The organism is Pseudoalteromonas sp. PPB1, from assembly GCF_015356275.1.
GTDB classification, from domain to species: domain Bacteria; phylum Pseudomonadota; class Gammaproteobacteria; order Enterobacterales; family Alteromonadaceae; genus Pseudoalteromonas; species Pseudoalteromonas rubra_D.
In genome coordinates, this window is the sequence record NZ_JACEQV010000019.1 from 62,027 (window position 1) to 80,425 (window position 18,399).

An 18,399-nucleotide genomic window follows, 5' to 3' on the forward strand; every position below is an offset into this window, starting at 1 on the left:
TTTTCTTTCTTTTTTTAGGCTTTAATAAGCTAGGCGTCTGGTGCTGTTGCACCTTGCTGCATCGCTTTAGGCTTAATTTTTAAAATCTTAATGCCCAGGTATGCGTACACAATTGCCAGGAATGGATTGATTAGGTTAAAGAAAGCGTAAACCGCATAATCAAGTGGATTTATCAACAGCACACTTTGCATATACGCACCACACGTATTCCATGGGATCAAGGGGCTTGTTATCGTCCCCCCGTCTTCCAGTGTTCTGGATAAGTTAACACTTCTCAGGCCCCGTTTCGTATACTCTTCTTTGAACATACGACCAGGCACCACAATGGCAATGTATTGATCAGCCGCAACCAGGTTAGTACCAAAACAAGTAGCAACCGTAGAGGCAATGAGTGAACCTGTACTCTTAGCCACTTTCAGAATGCTCTTGACAAACAGCTCAAGCAATCCGGTTTTTTCCATGATTGCACCAAACATTAGCGCCGTCATAACCAACCAGGTCGTCGTCAACATACTCGACATCCCGCCGCCACTGAGCAGGTCATCCATCTTGGCATTACCCGTTTCGAGACTAAAACCATCAAAGAATGTGGCCCAAACCAGTTTGAAATGACTGACCAACACGCCTTCATCCGGATTTACCTGGCTCGCTATCAAATCTCCCTGGAACAACAATGCCCATATCGCACCAACAACGGCGCCAATAGAAATAGCAGGAAAAGCTGGCATCTTTTTAATGGCAAGACCGAGAAGAATAACCAAAGGTACGAGGTTAACTATGCTGATATTGAAGTTACTTTGCAGGATCGTAGCAATCTCATCAATTTTACTCGATTCACTCGACACATCAGCATTGAACCCCATAAAAATAAATATGATTAAGGCGATAACAAAGCTTGGCACTGTGGTCCATAGCATGTGCTGAATGTGCTGAATGTGCTCGAATAAATCACTCCCCGCAACCGCTGGCGCCAAATTCGTTGTTTCTGACAGCGGAGACAACTTGTCTCCGAAGTATGCACCTGATATAACTGCCCCGGCAGTCACCACAGGATCCAGTCCCAAGCCATTAGCAACCCCCAGCAGGGCAACACCTATTGTTGCAGCTGTTGTCCAGGAGCTGCCAATACTCATAGCCACAATGCCACAAATTAAACACCCAGCCGCGTAAAACCACGAAGGGTGAATAATCTGTAAACCATAGTAGATTAAAGTGGGCACTGTGCCGGAAAGCAACCAGGTTCCAATCAAAGCACCTACCATCAGCAGAATGAGGATTGCCCCCAAAGAGATGGTGATCCCTTTGATCATCGCTTCTTCAAGCGTCTTCCAGGTAAAGCCATTTTTAAGCCCGATCAACGCAGCTGTAAAGGTAGCAAATAGCAGGGCTATCTGGTTTGGCCCTGAAGAAGAATTATCACCGTAGAGGTATACAGCTGCGCCTAACAGGCTTACCAATACCACAATAGGAATAAAGGCATCCAGATAGGATGCTTGTTTTTGTTGTCTCAAACCAGAATACTCCTTCGCACTTAATGGAGTGCTTTATTATTATCTCTGCCGGGTCAGTTCAACGTTAAGCACAACTCATGAATCTGCGCCCAAGACAGCGCCAGGCAAGTTCCTGCCCGACTATTTTTAATATTGCAGCTGACAATAATAACAAATTTCCCACGCACTGGTAACGAAAAAAGGCGCTCAATGCGCCTTTTCATAGTTTAGCCTTCTGTACGTCTTTTTTGTTAAACCGTGTTCAGTCAGCGGTATTGTTTTTTGCCAGGCGACCGTAATTGATCAGGTCTTGCGTGATCAGAGCTGCCTCCTCCAGGTACGGGTCCAGCTCAGCAATGATCTCTGGTACATCATCCAAGTCTTTCACAGGCTCTTGTCCCAGACGCTTCAGACGTTCATTGGTACGCTTAAGTGCACGCTCATCACGCTCTTCACGTTCTTTTGTGCGCTCAGCTTCAACAAGAGAAATAGCAATGTCGTCCTTCTGTGCTTTATATCGCGCTATATCGTCGTATACATAAGCAAACTCAGGCTCTTTTGCAATACGGATCCCGTGGCGCTCATTTAAATACTTGATGGTTGGACTCAAATCATCCAATTGTCGATACTTGGCTCTGACAATGCTATCCCACGGTAATGCATTATCTTCCTGGCTTTCGCCCCACTCGGCAGGTTCAACCGCTGAAGGCAGCAAAATATCCGGGATCACCCCTTTATTTTGTGTACTGCCACCATCAATACGATAAAACTTAGCTATGGTGTAAGTAATGCTGCCAAGCGCATTGTCGAACAGGTCATAGGTCTTTCTTAACCCACGGTGCTGCTGTACGGTGCCTTTACCAAAAGTCTGCTCACCAATGACTACTGCGCGACCATAATCCTGCATCGCTGCTGCAAATATTTCGGATGCCGACGCACTATAACGGTCTACCAATACGGTTAGAGGGCCATCATAATAAGTAACACCATCACTGTCTTTTTGAGCTTCAACACGGTTATATGCTGTGTGAATTTGAACAATCGGACCTTTATCGATGAATAAACCCGAAAGCTGTGTGGCTTCATACAGTGAGCCACCGCCATTTTGTCTTAGGTCAACGATAATACCATCCACATTTTGCGCTTTGAGCTTATCGAGCTCTCTTTTAACATCTTTTGATAAGTTATTGTAGAAGCTTGGTATTTCAATCACGCCCACTTTACTGGTGAGGTCTGAATAATTCGCTTCGAAAACTTCAGACTTAGCAGCTCTGTCTTCCAAGCGGATTTTATCCCGTACGATTTCCACAACCTTAGGCGTACCATGCGTGTCACTGCCTTTAAGGTACTGCAATCTTACTTTAGTACCTTTGGGGCCTTTGATCAGATCAACCACATCGTCCAGGCGCCAGCCAATCACGTCAACAAACTCTTCGCCATCCTGAGCCACACCAACGATGCGATCGTCCGGCTTAATTTTTTCAGTTTTGTCTGCAGGGCCACCCGGCACTAAACTACGTATAATCGTGTAGTCTTCATCATACCCCAGCACGGCACCAATACCTTCCAGTTCAAGCTCCATATCCATTTTGAACTGCTCTGCACGACGCGGAGACAAGTAAGAAGTGTGTGCCTCTATGCTGCGTGCAAACGCATTCATCACAATCTGAAAGGCATCTTCATTATTAGTTTGTACCAAACGTTTAATGGTATTTTTATAACGCTTGGTTAGGATCTCTTTAATACCAGCCCAGTCTTTACCCGTTAATTTTAGTCTCAAAGCATCAGACTTAACACGTTGACGCCAATATTCATCTAACTCGGCCTGGGTGTTGGCAAATTGCATCTCTTCTCTGTCAAATACAAACTCGTCTGGCTTATCAAACTTCATTTCTGTATCTAACAGAGAAATAGCATAGGTAAAGCGCTCGTAGCGACGCTGCATACTGGCATTGAACATCTCAAAGGCAAAATCGAGCTTGCCTTTTTTAAGTGCATCATCAAATTGCTTTCTGTAGCCTGCAAACTTGTCGATGTCTGACTGAAGAAACAAAGATTTGTTGTAATCTAAGTTTTCAATATAGCGATCAAAGATCTGCTCAGACAGCGCATCGTCCAGTTTAAAGCGCTTATAGTGTTCACGAGTAAATTTACTGGTTACCCTTTTGGTTGCCGTCGCATGCTGGATTTCAGGCTCCAGTACGGGAATGTCTTTTTCCGTTACGGTCTGTGTTGCAGCTGAACACACGCCAGATACAAACAGTGCGATTGCACCAATTAAAGGTAACTTATTACTCATACACAACTCCTTAAAGAATAAACAGGCTTTCTGCTTTTGTTTTAACTTGCATCCCTGTCACTAATTCAACATGAACTTCGTCTTTGTTTACTTCAGTGATGGTTGCATTAACTAAGGCCTGTCCCAACTTTACTTTAACCTTATTATTTACCTTGACCTCATTTGCCGGAAGAGGTTCAACTTTACCTGAGCTACGACGTTGCTGTTGCTCTGGTTTAGCATTAACTTTAGCGTTTTTATTGCCGTGACGGTGCTTGTTCTCACCGCGAGATTTGTAAGATTTTGTGTCACCATCGCGACGGCGCTCACCACGGCCATCTTGTCTTGGACGTTGAGGCTTCTTACGTTTAGCCATTTTAGCACGTGACTCTTCAAGTGCTTTTTGAGCATGCTCTACATGTTCCTGCTCAACTTTCTCGGCATCATTGCCGTCCAGATCAACACGAAATTCGTTGTTAATCACGGCTTCTAGATAGCGCCACGAAGAAGTGTACTTGCGCAGCGCCTGACGGACCTGAGTCTTACTGACTTTTTCAGATCCTTCAATTCTGGCAGCGATATCTTTAAAGATACCGACTTTAAGCGGTTTAATACCGTCTTTTTGTTTAAAACACTGAGGAAACTCGGCATATAAAAAGTCGAGAACCTCTTTGATATCTTTTAGCTTGTTTGTGGTTTCCATGTCTAAACCTATAGTTCAATATTATCATCAAGAGATGACTGAATGTAATGTGTAACCCAGTCAATGAGTTCATCATACTCGGCTTCGACAAGTGCCAAATCGCCGCGCAGATGCTCCCATATTCCATTTATAATTAAATCAATTTTCTCGCAGGGCAGATCGTCAGGCAGTTGCTCCCAGGCTACGTGGATAAGCTCATTTAACGTCTCTGCTACACGTTCTTCTTCTCCTTCCCAATCTCCGACATCGAAGGTGGAAAACAGGTAATCCTGAACGTTAAGTAGTTCTTTCATTTACAGGGTACCTTCAAAGCATTTTACCAGTGCTTCCAGACCCATTTTATCTTCATCGTCAAATCTTGCCAAACTCGGGCTATCAATATCCAAAACAGCAAACAGTTCACCGTTTCTCATCACAGGGATTACAATTTCAGAATTTGAAGCAGCGTCACAAGCAATATGACCATCAAAGCTATGTACGTCCTCAACAAGCTGAGTCGTTAACTCAGCCGCTGCTGTACCACACACGCCTTTTCCTAATGGGATACGAATACAGGCAGGGTTCCCCTGAAAAGGACCCAGTACGAGTTCATCGGTACCATCTAAGAGGTAGAAGCCCGCCCAATTAATGTCTTCCATTGAGGTAAATAATAAGGCGCTGAGGTTTGCCATATTGGCGATGTAGTTGTGCTCATCACCAACCAGGGCCTGAGCTTGTAGGCTGAGGGTATCGTAGAACTTTTTCTTCTGCATTGCGGTCATTCAACAAATTTACATAAGAAGTAAAGGTACTCTTTCGGGCAGCTAAATGAAACCTTTTAGACAGAAAAACTATTAAATTAGTGTAAAACACCACCGAGCTGTACAAAAAGCCATCAAGCCCTTTGCGCGTTGCGGCGTAAACTGAACAAAAACAACCCGCCGCCCAGTCCAGCCATCACCGCATTGATGATGAAAACCATGCCTGAACTTGCAACAAATAAGAAGCTGAACACGGCACCACCCAACATACCTGCTGTTAATACTGCTGAATAACTTACCTTGTTATAGCGTAGTAAAGCCATATAAGCCGGCAACACAAAAATCGCCATAGACAGACCGACGATGTGCGCATTAGCAACAGCTGTCATCAGTACTTGAAACAAAATTTTACTTTGACCACTTAGCAACGCATAGTAGCCACCCAGCACAATGCCAACGATAAGTGGTGACAACAACGAGTACCCCACGGCCTTAGCTACCTGCCTTTTTATCATCTCTTTCACCTTTATCAGTCTGCACAGAGATGTTCAGTGTTATCGTGAATCACCTGTATCACAAGTCAACTTTGGTCGTATAGAGCTATCCACCGGCTGCCAAAGCCCACAGCACCGAACACAGTAGCAACGCAAACAGCACACCAGGTGTCATCATAGACCGCAATATCGCCAACGCCAGGCTGACCAAGCGGATTTTACGCTGCACAACATGCTGGGGAAGCTGCCAGGATGTCTGCTTTAGCTCATCTTTAAGCAGCGATAAGCCTTGTGCCATGGTGTCAGCACCGAGACGTACAAGGCTACCCGCTTCCTGGTAGGCCACATTAATATCGCCAGCAGGTAACGCCCCCATGCTGTTTATGAACGCACGCGTCGCCATATACAAACCAAAACCAAGTAACACTGGCCATAGGCCACCCCAAAAAACCGTCACAGTTAGCTGACCAGACCATGCGCCTTCCGATTGGGGTAACAAGTAACTGAGCACGAGGACCAGTATCAGCAAGGCACCAAATGCCCCCAACTGGAGTCTATCGGCTTGTCCAGCTGCTGTTTTTGAAGCCTTCTGTCCAACCAAGGCTAAAAAGCGCATCATCAGCCAGGTCGTGCCGATTGCAGTAAGCGGTAAAACGGTTCCCATCAGGAGATCTTGCTCTACGACATCCTTCAAAGCGACCTTAGCGACCGCGCCACTGGTTAGTGGAAGCCCAGCCAGCGCAGCCGCCGGAATGATTACTGCTAACCAACATAGCCAACGATACTTTTGCCATGCCAGGCTATTATTCATGCCGGCAAACAGGAACAGCGCCGCTTTTGCAAGGCCATGATGCACTGCGTATAGCACTATGGCTGGCAACAGGAGTGCCCATACGTCGGGATACTTCAATCCCACACCAACTGCCGCAATCAGAATCCCCATCTGACTCATTGTCGAATACGCCAGTAAAGCTTTGGGGTTGTCCTGAGTCACCCCAACCAGCACGCCAAAAAATGCAGCAAATAAACCCAGTACAACAAGCAACGAGCCAAAAGTAGCAAACGCAACCTCACCAAATGGAATAAACTTCAACCATCCTAGCAAGCCTGCTTTGACCATAACCCCACTTAATAGTGCGCTGGCAGCAACCGGGGCAACAGGATGTGCCATAGGCAGCCAAACGTGCAGACCAAACAAGCCTGCCTTTACGCCAAATCCCGCCAGTAAAAACCCAATTGCCCAGGCGGGGTAAGCCTGCTCGGGATTGCTCGCAGAAGAAGGGTCAATTGAACCAAATGCTAAGCCCGCCAGTGCAGTAAACAGCAATAACTCTCCAAGCACCGCCCATTGCATGTATGACTTACCAGCCTGATGGGCCTCCTCAGTATCAAAGTGCACAACCAGACCGTACGAGGCCAGGCTCATAAGGGTGAAAAAGCTAATAAAGCCAGAGATATCCTCAGCCAAAATAAGCCCGAAGTTACCGCACATAGCTAACAGAAAAAATAAACAAAAGCGCACCTTGCGCTTGTCAGTTTTTGCAAAATTAACCGCGAAGACCGCCGCCAGCAACCATAAACAACCAGCCAGTAAGAAAAAGGTTGAGGTAGTTTCATTTAATGTCATGATGCTGCCAAAAAACAGCCAGGGAGTGGCATTTGTGCCTTGTGCCGACATCATGTAGGCAACCAGCGCAACACCAGCTGACAAAGGCAAGAACCAATGTGCCGCCCTGTGCATCCGCTTGCGCACCAATAATAATGCGCAAAGTGCAGGTGCCCCAATGGCCAACCACATCCAGGGGATTTGTTGCGAACTTACTGTCAGGATCGACACAAATTCACTACCGTATTCCCGTGCAGCTATCAGTTTAACCCAATTAAGCGGGCTAAACTGGGCATCCGCGAAAAGGCCTGCGCTCAGTGCCAGTATCGACGTGACTATGGGTGGCAACATGAGCATCCAGTGTGTCTCAAATCGCCCACGCGGTTGATCTTTTGGCCATGCTCCCTGTTGCGGTTTAAACCAGGCGGCATACAGAATAGGCAGAAAATAAATGGCGTTAAGCAGGCTACTGATAATAAGCACCCCAAGCACCCAATAAAAGCCAGCTTCCAGTGCACCAGTCCCGAGGTACCATTTTGAGATAAAGCCCGCTGCAGGTGGGATCCCTATCATCCCCAGCACCGCTAGACTAAAAGCGAGCATAGTCAGTGGCATACGCTTACCCGCACCGTTCATCTGACTGACTTTAGTCACGCCCAGCGTTTCGGCGATACTACCGGCACAGAAAAACATGGTGATTTTCATTAATCCCTGGTGAACCAGATGTGCAATACCGCCGATCGTCGCAATCGGCCCGGCAATCGCGGTGCCCAGGGCAATATAGGAAACCTGACTAACGGTCGAATAAGCGAGTCTGCGTTTCAGATCATCCTGAAATACAGCTCGGGTAGAGCCATACACTATGGTGATCGAAGCCATCACAGCGAGTATGATAGTTAACCCCAGCTCCTGAGCAAACTCAACACCGTAAACATCATATACGACCCGTACTATACCGAATGCGCCCGCTTTAACAACCGCGACCGCATGCAACAACGCGCTGACTGGCGCAGGCGCAGCCATTGCAGCAGGCAACCAGCCATGTAAGGGCACCAATGCCGCTTTTACACCTAACCCTAAGATGATCAGGGCAAATATGACTTTGAGATGGAGTGGATCGAGATGTGGCATAGAAGCCAGTAGACCGGTCGCAGTAAAATCCAGCGATCCAGCCAGGGCTTTTAGCCACACTACCCCGGCCAATAAGCTAGCGCCGCCAAGCATAGTGTAAATGAGATATTTACGCCCTGCTGCAAGCGATGCTTTGTTCCCTTTGTGTACCACCAACGGATAGGTTGTTAGCGTGAGTAATTCATAGAAAATCAGAAACGTTATTAGATTACCCGCAAGCGCAACGCCAATGGTCGCAAACACACACAAGCTAAAAAATCCAAAAAAGCGACTGCGGTTAGGTGATTGCTCGAGATATCCAATTGCATAAATCGTGGTCAGCAGCCATAAAAACCCAGATAAAGCGACAAATAATAAAGATAAAGCATCCGCATGAAGTACCAAATCCATGTTAGGCAATAATGGCAAACGCGTTTCAAACACCTGCCCCTGATAAACGCCAGAGATCATCACAAGTATCAATGCGACACAACTAAAAGCCCCCAGAAAGTTTAACGTTTTCCTCAGCTTTGGCTTGGTGTCACTGACAAAAAATATCGCAACACCAGATACCAGTGCGCTCAACAATATCAGTAAAGGCAGTGTGCTTTGCCACATCATTCGCCGCCTCCTATCGCAACCAAATCAATTATTAGGTCTGCATTGAATCCTAGCGCCATGGTACAAAGTGCCAAAGCCAGACCACTAATCGGCATAGCAACGGGCACTTTCTGCCAATTGTCCGGGGTACTTTGCTCGCACGCCTGTTCAGGTTTAATAAATGCCAGGTCCAGCACTCTGAAAATAGCCAGTGCCGCCATCAGGCCCCCGGCCAGAATAATCAAAACCCACCACCATTGCTGAGTATCTATGGCGACATTCAATAACAACCATTTGGCGATAAACCCAGCACTGGGAGGCAAGCCAATCAAACTGCCCCCTGCTATTGCAAAAGTAAACAAGCTCAAAGGCATATATTTCGCCATGCCCTGTAACCTGGCAATGTCGTCATGACCCAGTGAATGGATGATATTGCCGGCGGCGATAAACATTGCAGCTTTCGCGCAGGCATGCGCGACAATAAAATATGATACTGCAGCGAGTGCACTTTGATGCTGTATAGCCAATTGCGATGCCGAAACCCCATCCGTACTCATCAAAAGCGGGAACAACAAAAATAGATAACCAATTTGTGCAACGGTCGAATATGCCACCATCAGTTTAAGACGTTTTGCTCTGAGCGCTTGTACACACCCCCAGACAATAGCCATTCCCCCTAACACACCCAACAACATCAACGCATCATTGGTCACGGCAGGCGTAAGGATCTCCATCCAGAATCGTACCAGCAAGTAAAACGACGCTTTAACAACCAGCGCTGATAATATCGCACTGATTGGTGCCGGCGCGCTGCCATGAGCATGGGGCAACCAAAAGTGTAATGGAACCAGGGCTGTTTTTAGCACCAACCCGACTGTAATCAATGCAAGTGCAGCCCAGCTTAAAGGATTAGACTCAACCCGCTCTGCAAGCTGCGAAAAGTCCAGCGTGCCATAAGCATGATATAACAAAGCAACAGCCAGCAAGTAACAAAGTGATCCCAACAACCCCACTAACAGGTATCGCAATGCCGCGGTCAGGCCAGCCTTATTACCACTTAGCGCGACCAGCGCAACAGCCGCCAGCCCGATGATCTCAAGCGTGACATAAATATTAAAAATATCGGCAGATAAAAATAATGCGATGATCCCGGCCACCAGCAGCCACCACAAAGGCCAAAAACGCTCGCGAGCAGGCGAGGCTGCAAAGTAAAAAGCTGAATACAAGGTCAGTACCGCGACCAAGAAGACCGTCAACGTGATGAGCAGTGCTGAAAACCCATCTAGGCTCAACGCAATACCCAAAGGTGCTGCCCAGCCAGCAAGCGAATATCTGACAGCAATTGTCTCCCCTGTACCATTGAACGATAGCCCGCCTAAGATAAGCCCCATTACCAGCAACAAGCTTGTTGCTGTCAGTAGTCCGGTTAGCACTTGAACATATTTCGTGCTCAGTAACACAGAGACAATCGCACCGGCCAGGGGAATAGCCACCAGCAAAGGTAGTAACGTGGACATATCAAATAAGGGCATCAGGCATCATCCTCGTGCTTTTCAAGAGCATTGATCCGGCATACCAAAGACAAAGCTAACGCCGTGCCTGCAACGGCCACTACTATCCCAGTCAAAACCATTGCATGAGGCACAAAGTCAGGCGATGCGCCGGATGAGGCATTAGCGATGAACACCATAAAAACCCCCACACCACAAATGTTGATCGCCAGGATTTTTTTAACGACATGCGCAATCGCTAACACGCCAAACAAACCAATGCCGAACAAAATAATACCAAATACACTATAGGCCAGCGCTTGTGTCATGGACTATCCCCCTTTACCGAGCCGTCTTTTGCTGAGGCGCAACATGAAGTGCGCAGAACAGCAAAACCAAAATAGCGGCTATGGTTAACGTCGCCGCCACTTCAATTATCAGAATCAAAGTGCCAGCCAGGCAATCGGATAGGCCAGTGCCGTGCCAGTCGATACCATTACAGCAGCACCAACCAATAAAAATACCGCCAAGCCGACCACTAACAACACACGCGCTATCTGTGCATTAAAGTTAAAGCTGTGATGCCCGGCCAGTAATAATAAAATGCCAGCACCTGCCAGAAGTGCCCCTGCCTGAAACGCTCCGCCAGGCAAAGCAGCCCCAGTCCAGAGTAAATACCCGGAAGTAACTACGATTGCAGGCAACAACCAGCGCAAAAATGCTTCTAACACCAAGCTGCGCTGTGCAGGTTTTGATACCGTAACAAAGACTTGGTTACTTTGTTTTTCACTTGCTGGCATCACCGCCAGAGCGACAATCAACAACACAGCGACTTCAAGTAAGGTGTCATAACTGCGAAAGTTAAGTAACACCGCCGTAACCGGGTTCTGAACGCCGCTTTGCTCCAGGTTAGAGGCGACCAAAGCAACAAGCGGCTGCTCTGCCACGGGAGCGTCAATCAGCGCAAAGACAAGAAACAGGCAAACTAAACCAACCACTAACCCAACAACAAACAAAACGCCGCCAGATAGTCCTGCTTGCTGCTCCGCGTTACGTGCCAGCGTAATGTCATTAAACATAGCTCCCCCTGTGATTATTCAAATCCATGCTATTGACTGAGCTGTCTGCGTGTTGCTATGAGTAAAGCACCAGTCAACCCAGCGCCGATCGCCGCCTCTGCGATTGCGACATCCCACGCGCCCAATCGTACCCAGGCTAAAGTAACCAACAAGCCCATACTGATAAACAGCAAAATGGCCTGGAATAAGTCTTTCGCAGTGAGACACAGTACTGCTGTCACCACGGCGCCACAGCCCAATAGAAGATCAATAATCAGCTCACCACTTGTCATTTGTTTTCTCCTGTTTGGTGCTCATCCACGTTTGGCTGCTCCAGTTGCTGAGACTGCGTTTGGCTGGCTAGCAGATAGCAAGACACCGCGCCGGCCAACATCACGGCAACCCAGATCACCAGCAACTGAATGGCATCGGCAATCTCTGCAACCTGAGGGATCACGCCCAGTACAACAAACCCCAACCCTAAATTATCGGCCTTGGTCAGCGCATGCAGCTTTGATAACTCGTCAGGGAAGCGCCACAGACCAACGCACCCGGCAATAAAGAAAAATACACCCAGTGCCACCATCAACGCGCTGTACCAGTCAATCAAGGTCATGATTTGGTATCCCCCATTTTTACCAAAATGACAGTCGCAGTCGGCGCCAGCAAAGCCAAAACCAACGCAACATTAAACAAAGCACTTTGCTGGTAGACAACGGCCAGCAGAGCCAAAATGGCCACTCCCACCGTGCCAAACAGCTGCAAAGAAAGTATCCGAGTCAGTTTAGAAGGCCCCAGCCAGAGCCGCCAAAGCCCACCTAATAGAACCAGGGTTAGAACGGTCACCATCCAGTTTAAATACTCACTCATTTTTGCTCCTTCATAACTGTCACAGCTTGTTTATCTATTTCTAAATCAAACAAGTAGGCGATTTTTTGCTCACAGTCAATCACATCCTTATAATTGCCCTCGGTGACCTCTAACATGTGCACTAACAAAGAGTCTCCTCTGAGCTGTGCACTCAATGTGCCTGGCAGTAAGCTGATAAGGTGAATAAACCATAGCTGTGCATGACCCGGTGGCAAACGCAGTGGATACAGTACAGTACCCGGTTGCATGGATACGCGACGTGCAAATGCCAGGCGCGCGGTTTGTATTCCTCCTTTCAAGGAGTTAAGTAGAAAATACGGCAACAAACGCAGCAGGCGAACATAATGGAACTGCCCTGTTACAACTTTGCCATTGCTCCTTGCAGTATTGCGTGACGTATCATTAAAAAGACGCATGCTCATCCAGACAGACACAGGGACAACGACAATACCTATTACCCAAGAGGACCATGCCCCTTTAGTGAGTAATAACCACAGTGCGCTGAAGATCAATGCCCGGATAAGCAAGGTCCGTTTGTCTGAATTGTAAGAATGCGTCTTTGAGTTCATACCGATTCACTCACTCTGTTAGTGTTTGGATCCGAGGTCGCCTGTGCATCTGTGCTTTTGCTACGCAAATGCTTCTCAACCCCAACAATCAGAGAGATGAACCAGCCACAGGCGATAACTCGTAGCCAGGCTTCCAGTGAGATAGGCGCACTCTGGAACCAGTCATTCATCAGAGGTTGATAGGTAAACAATAACTGTAGCGCCATCATGAGCGCGATACCTATCCAGATCCAACGGTTTGAGAACAAACCGACAGAAAACACCGAGCGGTCCAGAGAGCGACAGTTAAACAGATAGAATGCTTCGCCCACCACAAACATAGCGACTGCAACTGTTCTCGCTTGCGCTTCTGTTGCACCCCACATCAACTCGAGTTCATATAAACCGAATGCAGTGATACATAGCAAAGAAGACACCAACAAAATTCGCCACATTAATATTCTATCTATAATGGGGGCATTCGGATCATAAGGCGGGCGCTCCATAATGCCTTTTTCGCGAGGCTCAAAAGCCAGCATCAGACCAAGTAAGATGGCTGTCGTCATATTAACCCATAAGATATGTACCGGTAATAAGGGTAATGAAACGCCCAACAGCACTGCCAGCAGGATCACTAATCCTTCACCGCCATTGGTGGGAAGCGTCCAGACAATAAATTTCTTGAGGTTGTCGAATACACCGCGACCTTCCTCAACCGCCGCCCGCACGGTAGCAAAGTTATCATCAGTCAGCATCATATCGGATGCATCCCTTGCCACTTCCGTGCCGTTTAATGCCATAGCAACGCCGATATCAGCTCTTCTGAGCGCCGGGGCATCATTAACTCCATCGCCCGTCATCGCCACGACATGACCTTCCGCTTGTAGCGATTTCACCAGCTGTAGCTTGTTTTCCGGGCTAACCCGGGCAAACACATCATTATTACTGGCAATGTCACTAAACTCATGCTCAGACAAATCACCTAACTGATAGCCAGTGACGGTTTTACCCGCACCTTGTGGCTGTATAATGCCTAGTTGCTTGGCGATACTGGTGGCAGTTAACGCATGATCGCCAGTGATCATCTTGACCCGGATCCCGGCTCGATGACAGGCGGCAACGGCCTCTATGGCCTCTGGGCGAGGCGGGTCAATCATTGCCTGTAACCCGAGAAAAACCAGACCCTGCGCAACATCTTCGTGGCTCAGAGAGGTTTGTGCATCAAGTGATGTTTTACTGGCAAATGCCAGAACACGTAAACCTTTTGCAGCCAGTCGTTCAGCTTCTTGCTCAATGGCGTCCAAATCAAGCCCAATTTCCTCGCCCAGGTCATTTAACATAAACTGGCATTTGGGCAAGATACTCTCAATGGAGCCTTTCATGTGGATCATTTGGACACTGTCAACTTCGTCCAGTGTCGCCATATACTGATATTCAGATTGAAATGGAATGCAGTCGATGCGTTTTGCGTTGAGACTGCTGGTGACATACTCGCCTTATGAGCTGACACCAATAATGCCGCCTCTGTTGGGTCGCCACTGATCCGCCACTGTGAATTGTCCTGGTCCGGCGCCATTAACTGCGCATCATTACACAACGCGCCGGCTCTGAGTGTGGCAGATAAGGCAGGCTCATTTTTCGGCTCGGTGACAAGCGGTTGCGCATCACTACTCCCAATAACGCCCTCCGGATCATAGCCATTCCCAGATACGCTATACAGCTTTCCACCACTGTAAATGCGCTCCACCGTCATTTCATTTTTAGTCAAGGTTCCAGTCTTATCGGAGCAGATGATCGTGGTGCTCCCCAGCGTTTCAACCGCTGGCAAATTACGGATAACGGCTTTACGTTTAGCCATGCGAGAGACGCCAATGGCCAGCATAATAGTCACAGCCGCAGGTAGCCCTTCAGGAATTGCGCCTACAGCCAGAGCAACTGCCGCCATAAATGATTCTAGCAATGGCTGACCATGCAAGTAGCCTATCAGTAAAGTAATGGCCGCGAGACCAACGATTGCGTACAGCAATACATGACTGAATTGTTTGATGCGCTTGGTTAGTGGCGTATCCAGTGTTGGCGTGGTAGCAATCAGCTCGGAGATTTTACCAATTTCAGTGTTGTCGCCTGTTTCCGTCACGACACCAACTCCCGTGCCGTATACAACCAAAGTCGAAGAAAACGCCATATTTTGCCTGTCTCCCAGCAAGGCTTCTTTGGCAAGCGCCTCAAGGTTCTTTTCAACAGGGACTGACTCCCCAGTCAGCGCCGACTCATCGACCTGTAAGTCTCTGACCTTGATAAGACGCATGTCCGCAGTCACTTTATCGCCAGCTTGCAGCAGGACGATGTCGCCGGGCACGAGTTGTTGGGCAGGAATGGTCATTTTCACCCCATCCCGGATCACGGTAGCGGTAGATTTGATACTGCCAGACAAAGCATTGATAGCATTGATTGCTTTGGATTCCTGCACGAAGCCAATAATGGCGTTGAGCAGTACTACTGCAAAAATAACGATGGCATCAACCCACTCCTGAAGCGCCAGCGTAACCACCACTGCCGAGAGCAGGATATAGACCAAAGGCTGATGAAACTGCAAGACAAACCGTTTGATTGGTCCGTCTCCATCATGTTTAGTAATGGCATTAAGCCCAAACTCGGCCTGTTGCCTGTCGACCTGTTGCAAAGATAAGCCTTGCTCCGGGTCGGCCTCGAACTGCTTGAGTACTTCTTCTGAGTGTTGACTGTGCCAGTCTTTCAGATCTTGCATAAAACACCTCGGGAACTAGTTGTACTAAAACCATACTAGGGTGCCGCAATGATATGTAAAACTCGAATTATTGACTTTAAAATATCGAAAAAAGCGAACTTTAAGTCGGCCAAAAAAGTGATCTTCTGGCACTGTGCAAGCGTAATTTATCGGAATAGCGCCGATTTTGCCGAGTTAAAAATGGCTGCAATTGCTGGATGTCGGATCTTACGTTCCGCTGATATTGCATAGAATTTTTGCTTAACCTGCGTTAGTTCACCCACCGGGCGCACGTGAAATGCCTCACACACATCGTCAGCAATCGTGCTGGGCATAAAAAACAGCCCCAGACCTGACTGACCAAACGACTTCATCAGTGCACTGTCATCAAACTGCGCTACGATCTTAGGGTGAATATTCTGGTCACTCAGCCAAAAATCAAACTCTTTGCGAATTTCATGTTGTTGTGTTGGCAACAATAAAGGCGCGCTGTTAAGCGATGCTGGAAAGTTCTTCTCATATTGCCGGGCCAATGCCGGTGCCGCCAAAAAAGTAATACCGCTTTCCCCCAATAAATGGTTATAGGCTTTGACACTAAACGCCCCCGTCACGGGCACATCACTTAGCACCAAATCCACTTTATGAACGGCTAGATCGGCAAGCATGCTGTCTACCGGCCCTTCCAGGCTGGTCAGTCTAATTTCCTGCTCTATATGCATAGCTGGTTTGATAATTTTGTGTACTATGGTTTTGGGTAATACACTCGACGCCCCAACAATGAACTCGGCGGGCCCCACCGCATTGTTGCCCTTCAAAACATCACTCAACTCGTTGCCAAGTTCAAATATTTCATCTGCGTATCGTAGTACGACTCTGCCCGTATCGGTTAACCGCAGGCCTCGCCCCTCTTTTTGCAAAAGCTCGTTGCCAACCCGCTCTTCCAGTAAGGACAACTGACCACTGATGGTTTGTGGGGTTATGTTCAGCTTTGCGCTGGCCTTAGCGATGCTGCCTTCATGCGCCACCGCCCAGAAGTATTTTAAGTGTTTGTAGTTAATAACATCCTGCATAGTGCTTTCTCCAACTCGATAACACTTCGAATAATCCGAACTGTAGTATATAGAACAAACGATTTCATTTAATTCTTTTCGATTGATACGGTAGCAGAGGTAAAACGATCATGTGAAGGCGACATTCGGACATGTACCGAATTTATTTACAACAATACTAACCAACGAGAGCAAAATATGTGGGTAGATGTGTTTTCATCCCATAGTGACACGACAGAGGCCGAAGATAATTACGTAGATGCGCAGGTAAGGCTGATGCTTGGCCGCTATGCAGGTCAAATAGACAAAGTTGAAGTGTTCCTTTTAGCGGATGAAAACCAGACGCAAACCCAGCCACAATTTCAATGTACTATACGCGTTGGCTTGAAGGGCTATCAGGCTGTGGAGGCAAACGAAGTGGCAAGCAAAGCGTCTGATGCAATCAATGCCTGCACACACCGGGCAAAACGCTATGTAAAAAGGGCATTGCGGCTCTCTGGTTAAAACATGCTTTGGGTGATGCTAAGAAAAAAGGCCACAAGTGATAAACTTGCGGCCTTAATATGGCGGAGAGATAGGGATTTGAACCCTAGATACGCTATTAACGTATGCCGGTTTTCAAGACCGGTGCTTTCAACCACTCAGCCATCTCTCCGCAGCGGGGCGAATATTAGAGAATCCCGGCCCCCTTGTGAAGCTTTTTTTTCGCTTTTTTGTTTAATTGGTTAAAATTCACTTCATTTGTACAAACATCGGACTCATTGGGAGGTTTTATGGTCAAAAATCGGGAGTTAGAGAACTTTTAACATAGTTTTAGGGTCTACTAAACCAGAAAGGTTTGCCGAGCGATTTAACTCTTGGTAATCTTGGCCTAGAATAATTTTCGGAACATAATGTTTCTAATAAGGAGCTGAAAATGGCGTTCAATCATTCGTACACTGGCCAAAAAGTGGCTATGTCGACGGTCGAAACTAACAAGGTGCTTAAAAACACCTACTTCCTACTGGCAATGACACTGGCATTTAGTGCGATTACTGCTGCCATCTCTATGACTATGGCACTACCGCGCTTCACCGGTCTTGTCTGTTCTTTAATTGCATTCGGTCTACTGTTCGTGATCCAGAAAAAAGCGAACTCGAGTTCAGCGATTGGTCTGGTTTTCCTATTCACTGGCCTCATGGGCTTTGGTCTGGGCCCTCTGCTTAACCACTATGCAGCAATGCCAAATGGCAGTTTACTGATTGCTCAGGCCCTGGGTTCAACTGCTTTAGTATTTTTTGGCCTGTCTGCATACGCACTAACAACAAAGAAAGACTTCTCCTTTATGGGCGGTTTCCTTGTTGTAGGTATGCTGGTAGTAATTGTTTCTAGCCTGGTTAACCTGTTCATCGGCAGCTCAATCGCCTTCATCGCGATTAACGCCGCTGTTGTATTACTGATGTCTGGTTTCATCTTGTATGACACAAGCCGCATCGTAAACGGTGGTGAAACAAACTACATCCTGGCAACAGTAAGTCTGTACCTAAGCATCTACAACCTGTTCACGTCTATCCTGGCCCTACTTGGTTCAAGTGATGACTAATACGCTCAGTTTGCTAAAATAAGCCCCATTCGGGG

At 47.4% G+C, this 18,399-nt stretch carries 18 protein-coding genes, 1 tRNA gene and 1 pseudogene; 2 read left to right on the forward strand and 18 right to left on the reverse strand.

What is annotated here, in order from left to right; translation table 11 throughout:
- Positions 1–29: 29 nt before the first annotated feature.
- From nhaC to nhaR, 17 genes and pseudogenes are all read right to left on the reverse strand, one after another.
- The gene (gene nhaC, locus IY568_RS17730) at positions 30–1,511 is read right to left on the reverse strand and encodes a Na+/H+ antiporter NhaC (RefSeq protein WP_194868285.1); all 1,482 of its coding nucleotides are present in this window, start codon (positions 1,509–1,511) and stop codon (positions 30–32) included.
- 241 nt (positions 1,512–1,752) lie between these two features.
- Positions 1,753–3,789, reverse strand: a complete 2,037-nt coding sequence (gene prc / locus IY568_RS17735) for a carboxy terminal-processing peptidase (protein ID WP_125559271.1) — start codon at positions 3,787–3,789, stop codon at positions 1,753–1,755.
- Positions 3,790–3,799: 10 nt separating this feature from the next.
- Positions 3,800–4,471 carry an RNA chaperone ProQ gene (gene proQ / locus IY568_RS17740; RefSeq protein ID WP_010386041.1) on the reverse strand — a complete coding sequence of 224 codons (672 nt, stop codon included), beginning with the start codon at positions 4,469–4,471 and terminating at the stop codon, positions 3,800–3,802.
- A gap of 8 nt (positions 4,472–4,479) precedes the next feature.
- Entirely contained in the window at positions 4,480–4,764 is a 285-nt protein-coding gene (locus IY568_RS17745; RefSeq protein ID WP_125559269.1) for a hypothetical protein, read from the reverse strand.
- On the reverse strand, positions 4,765–5,223 hold the full coding sequence (locus IY568_RS17750) for a GAF domain-containing protein (protein WP_194868286.1): 459 nt from the start codon (positions 5,221–5,223) through the stop codon (positions 4,765–4,767).
- Between the two features lie 122 nt (positions 5,224–5,345).
- The gene (locus IY568_RS17755; RefSeq protein WP_125559774.1) at positions 5,346–5,723 is read right to left on the reverse strand and encodes a hypothetical protein; all 378 of its coding nucleotides are present in this window, start codon (positions 5,721–5,723) and stop codon (positions 5,346–5,348) included.
- 88 nt (positions 5,724–5,811) lie between these two features.
- The gene (locus IY568_RS17760; RefSeq protein WP_194868287.1) at positions 5,812–9,042 is read right to left on the reverse strand and encodes a complex I subunit 5 family protein; all 3,231 of its coding nucleotides are present in this window, start codon (positions 9,040–9,042) and stop codon (positions 5,812–5,814) included.
- Positions 9,039–10,553, reverse strand: a complete 1,515-nt coding sequence (locus IY568_RS17765) for a complex I subunit 5 family protein (protein WP_194868288.1) — start codon at positions 10,551–10,553, stop codon at positions 9,039–9,041. The genes IY568_RS17760 and IY568_RS17765 overlap by 4 nt, the downstream gene beginning before the upstream one ends.
- A complete protein-coding gene (locus IY568_RS17770) occupies positions 10,553–10,840 on the reverse strand; it encodes an NADH-quinone oxidoreductase subunit K (RefSeq protein ID WP_194868289.1) in 288 nt (95 codons plus the stop codon). Before IY568_RS17770 ends, IY568_RS17765 begins: the two co-directional genes overlap by 1 nt.
- 114 nt (positions 10,841–10,954) lie before the next feature.
- Complete coding sequence (gene mbhE / locus IY568_RS17775; protein ID WP_194868290.1) at positions 10,955–11,590, reverse strand: Na(+)/H(+) antiporter subunit B; 636 nt, start codon at positions 11,588–11,590, stop codon at positions 10,955–10,957.
- A gap of 29 nt (positions 11,591–11,619) precedes the next feature.
- Positions 11,620–11,862, reverse strand: coding sequence for a DUF4040 domain-containing protein (locus IY568_RS17780; protein ID WP_125559258.1), 243 nt, complete (start codon positions 11,860–11,862; stop codon positions 11,620–11,622).
- Positions 11,859–12,185, reverse strand: a complete 327-nt coding sequence (locus IY568_RS17785; RefSeq protein WP_194868291.1) for a monovalent cation/H(+) antiporter subunit G — start codon at positions 12,183–12,185, stop codon at positions 11,859–11,861. The genes IY568_RS17780 and IY568_RS17785 overlap by 4 nt, the downstream gene beginning before the upstream one ends.
- Positions 12,182–12,439 (reverse strand): monovalent cation/H+ antiporter complex subunit F, encoded by a 258-nt coding sequence (locus IY568_RS17790; protein WP_010386030.1) that lies wholly within the window; start codon positions 12,437–12,439, stop codon positions 12,182–12,184. Before IY568_RS17790 ends, IY568_RS17785 begins: the two co-directional genes overlap by 4 nt.
- Positions 12,436–13,008, reverse strand: a complete 573-nt coding sequence (locus IY568_RS17795) for a Na+/H+ antiporter subunit E (protein WP_194868292.1) — start codon at positions 13,006–13,008, stop codon at positions 12,436–12,438. The genes IY568_RS17790 and IY568_RS17795 overlap by 4 nt, the downstream gene beginning before the upstream one ends.
- A complete protein-coding gene (locus IY568_RS24865) occupies positions 13,005–14,369 on the reverse strand; it encodes an HAD-IC family P-type ATPase (protein ID WP_267252215.1) in 1,365 nt (454 codons plus the stop codon). The genes IY568_RS17795 and IY568_RS24865 overlap by 4 nt, the downstream gene beginning before the upstream one ends.
- 18 nt (positions 14,370–14,387) lie before the next feature.
- Positions 14,388–15,754: pseudogene (locus tag IY568_RS24875) on the reverse strand (cation-translocating P-type ATPase); the annotation flags it as partial.
- A 146-nt stretch (positions 15,755–15,900) separates the two neighbouring features.
- Positions 15,901–16,803, reverse strand: a complete 903-nt coding sequence (gene nhaR, locus IY568_RS17805) for a transcriptional activator NhaR (protein ID WP_194868293.1) — start codon at positions 16,801–16,803, stop codon at positions 15,901–15,903.
- 177 nt (positions 16,804–16,980) lie between these two features.
- Between nhaR and IY568_RS17810 the strand changes: the two genes are divergently transcribed.
- A complete protein-coding gene (locus IY568_RS17810; RefSeq protein ID WP_138536628.1) occupies positions 16,981–17,286 on the forward strand; it encodes an HPF/RaiA family ribosome-associated protein in 306 nt (101 codons plus the stop codon).
- 60 nt (positions 17,287–17,346) lie between these two features.
- Here IY568_RS17810 and IY568_RS17815 read toward each other — a convergent pair.
- Positions 17,347–17,437 (reverse strand) — tRNA-Ser (locus tag IY568_RS17815).
- Between the two features lie 261 nt (positions 17,438–17,698).
- On the opposite strand from IY568_RS17815, the gene IY568_RS17820 reads away from it, so the two are divergent.
- On the forward strand, positions 17,699–18,364 hold the full coding sequence (locus IY568_RS17820) for a Bax inhibitor-1/YccA family protein (RefSeq protein ID WP_125559246.1): 666 nt from the start codon (positions 17,699–17,701) through the stop codon (positions 18,362–18,364).
- The last annotated feature ends 35 nt before the right edge of the window (positions 18,365–18,399 follow it).

Coding starts and splice junctions, on each gene's coding strand:
- prc (WP_125559271.1), bottom strand. CDS start 3,789: ATGAGTAATAAGTTACCTTTAATTGGTGCAATCGCACTGTTTGTATCT.
- proQ (WP_010386041.1), bottom strand. CDS start 4,471: ATGGAAACCACAAACAAGCTAAAAGATATCAAAGAGGTTCTCGACTTT.
- IY568_RS17745 (WP_125559269.1), bottom strand. CDS start 4,764: ATGAAAGAACTACTTAACGTTCAGGATTACCTGTTTTCCACCTTCGAT.
- IY568_RS17750 (WP_194868286.1), bottom strand. CDS start 5,223: ATGCAGAAGAAAAAGTTCTACGATACCCTCAGCCTACAAGCTCAGGCC.
- IY568_RS17760 (WP_194868287.1), bottom strand. CDS start 9,042: ATGATGTGGCAAAGCACACTGCCTTTACTGATATTGTTGAGCGCACTG.
- IY568_RS17765 (WP_194868288.1), bottom strand. CDS start 10,553: ATGCCCTTATTTGATATGTCCACGTTACTACCTTTGCTGGTGGCTATT.
- IY568_RS17770 (WP_194868289.1), bottom strand. CDS start 10,840: ATGACACAAGCGCTGGCCTATAGTGTATTTGGTATTATTTTGTTCGGC.
- mbhE (WP_194868290.1), bottom strand. CDS start 11,590: ATGTTTAATGACATTACGCTGGCACGTAACGCGGAGCAGCAAGCAGGA.
- IY568_RS17780 (WP_125559258.1), bottom strand. CDS start 11,862: ATGACAAGTGGTGAGCTGATTATTGATCTTCTATTGGGCTGTGGCGCC.
- IY568_RS17785 (WP_194868291.1), bottom strand. CDS start 12,185: ATGACCTTGATTGACTGGTACAGCGCGTTGATGGTGGCACTGGGTGTA.
- IY568_RS17790 (WP_010386030.1), bottom strand. CDS start 12,439: ATGAGTGAGTATTTAAACTGGATGGTGACCGTTCTAACCCTGGTTCTA.
- IY568_RS17795 (WP_194868292.1), bottom strand. CDS start 13,008: ATGAACTCAAAGACGCATTCTTACAATTCAGACAAACGGACCTTGCTT.
- IY568_RS24865 (WP_267252215.1), bottom strand. CDS start 14,369: ATGAAAGGCTCCATTGAGAGTATCTTGCCCAAATGCCAGTTTATGTTA.
- nhaR (WP_194868293.1), bottom strand. CDS start 16,803: ATGCAGGATGTTATTAACTACAAACACTTAAAATACTTCTGGGCGGTG.
- IY568_RS17810 (WP_138536628.1), top strand. CDS start 16,981: ATGTGGGTAGATGTGTTTTCATCCCATAGTGACACGACAGAGGCCGAA.
- IY568_RS17820 (WP_125559246.1), top strand. CDS start 17,699: ATGGCGTTCAATCATTCGTACACTGGCCAAAAAGTGGCTATGTCGACG.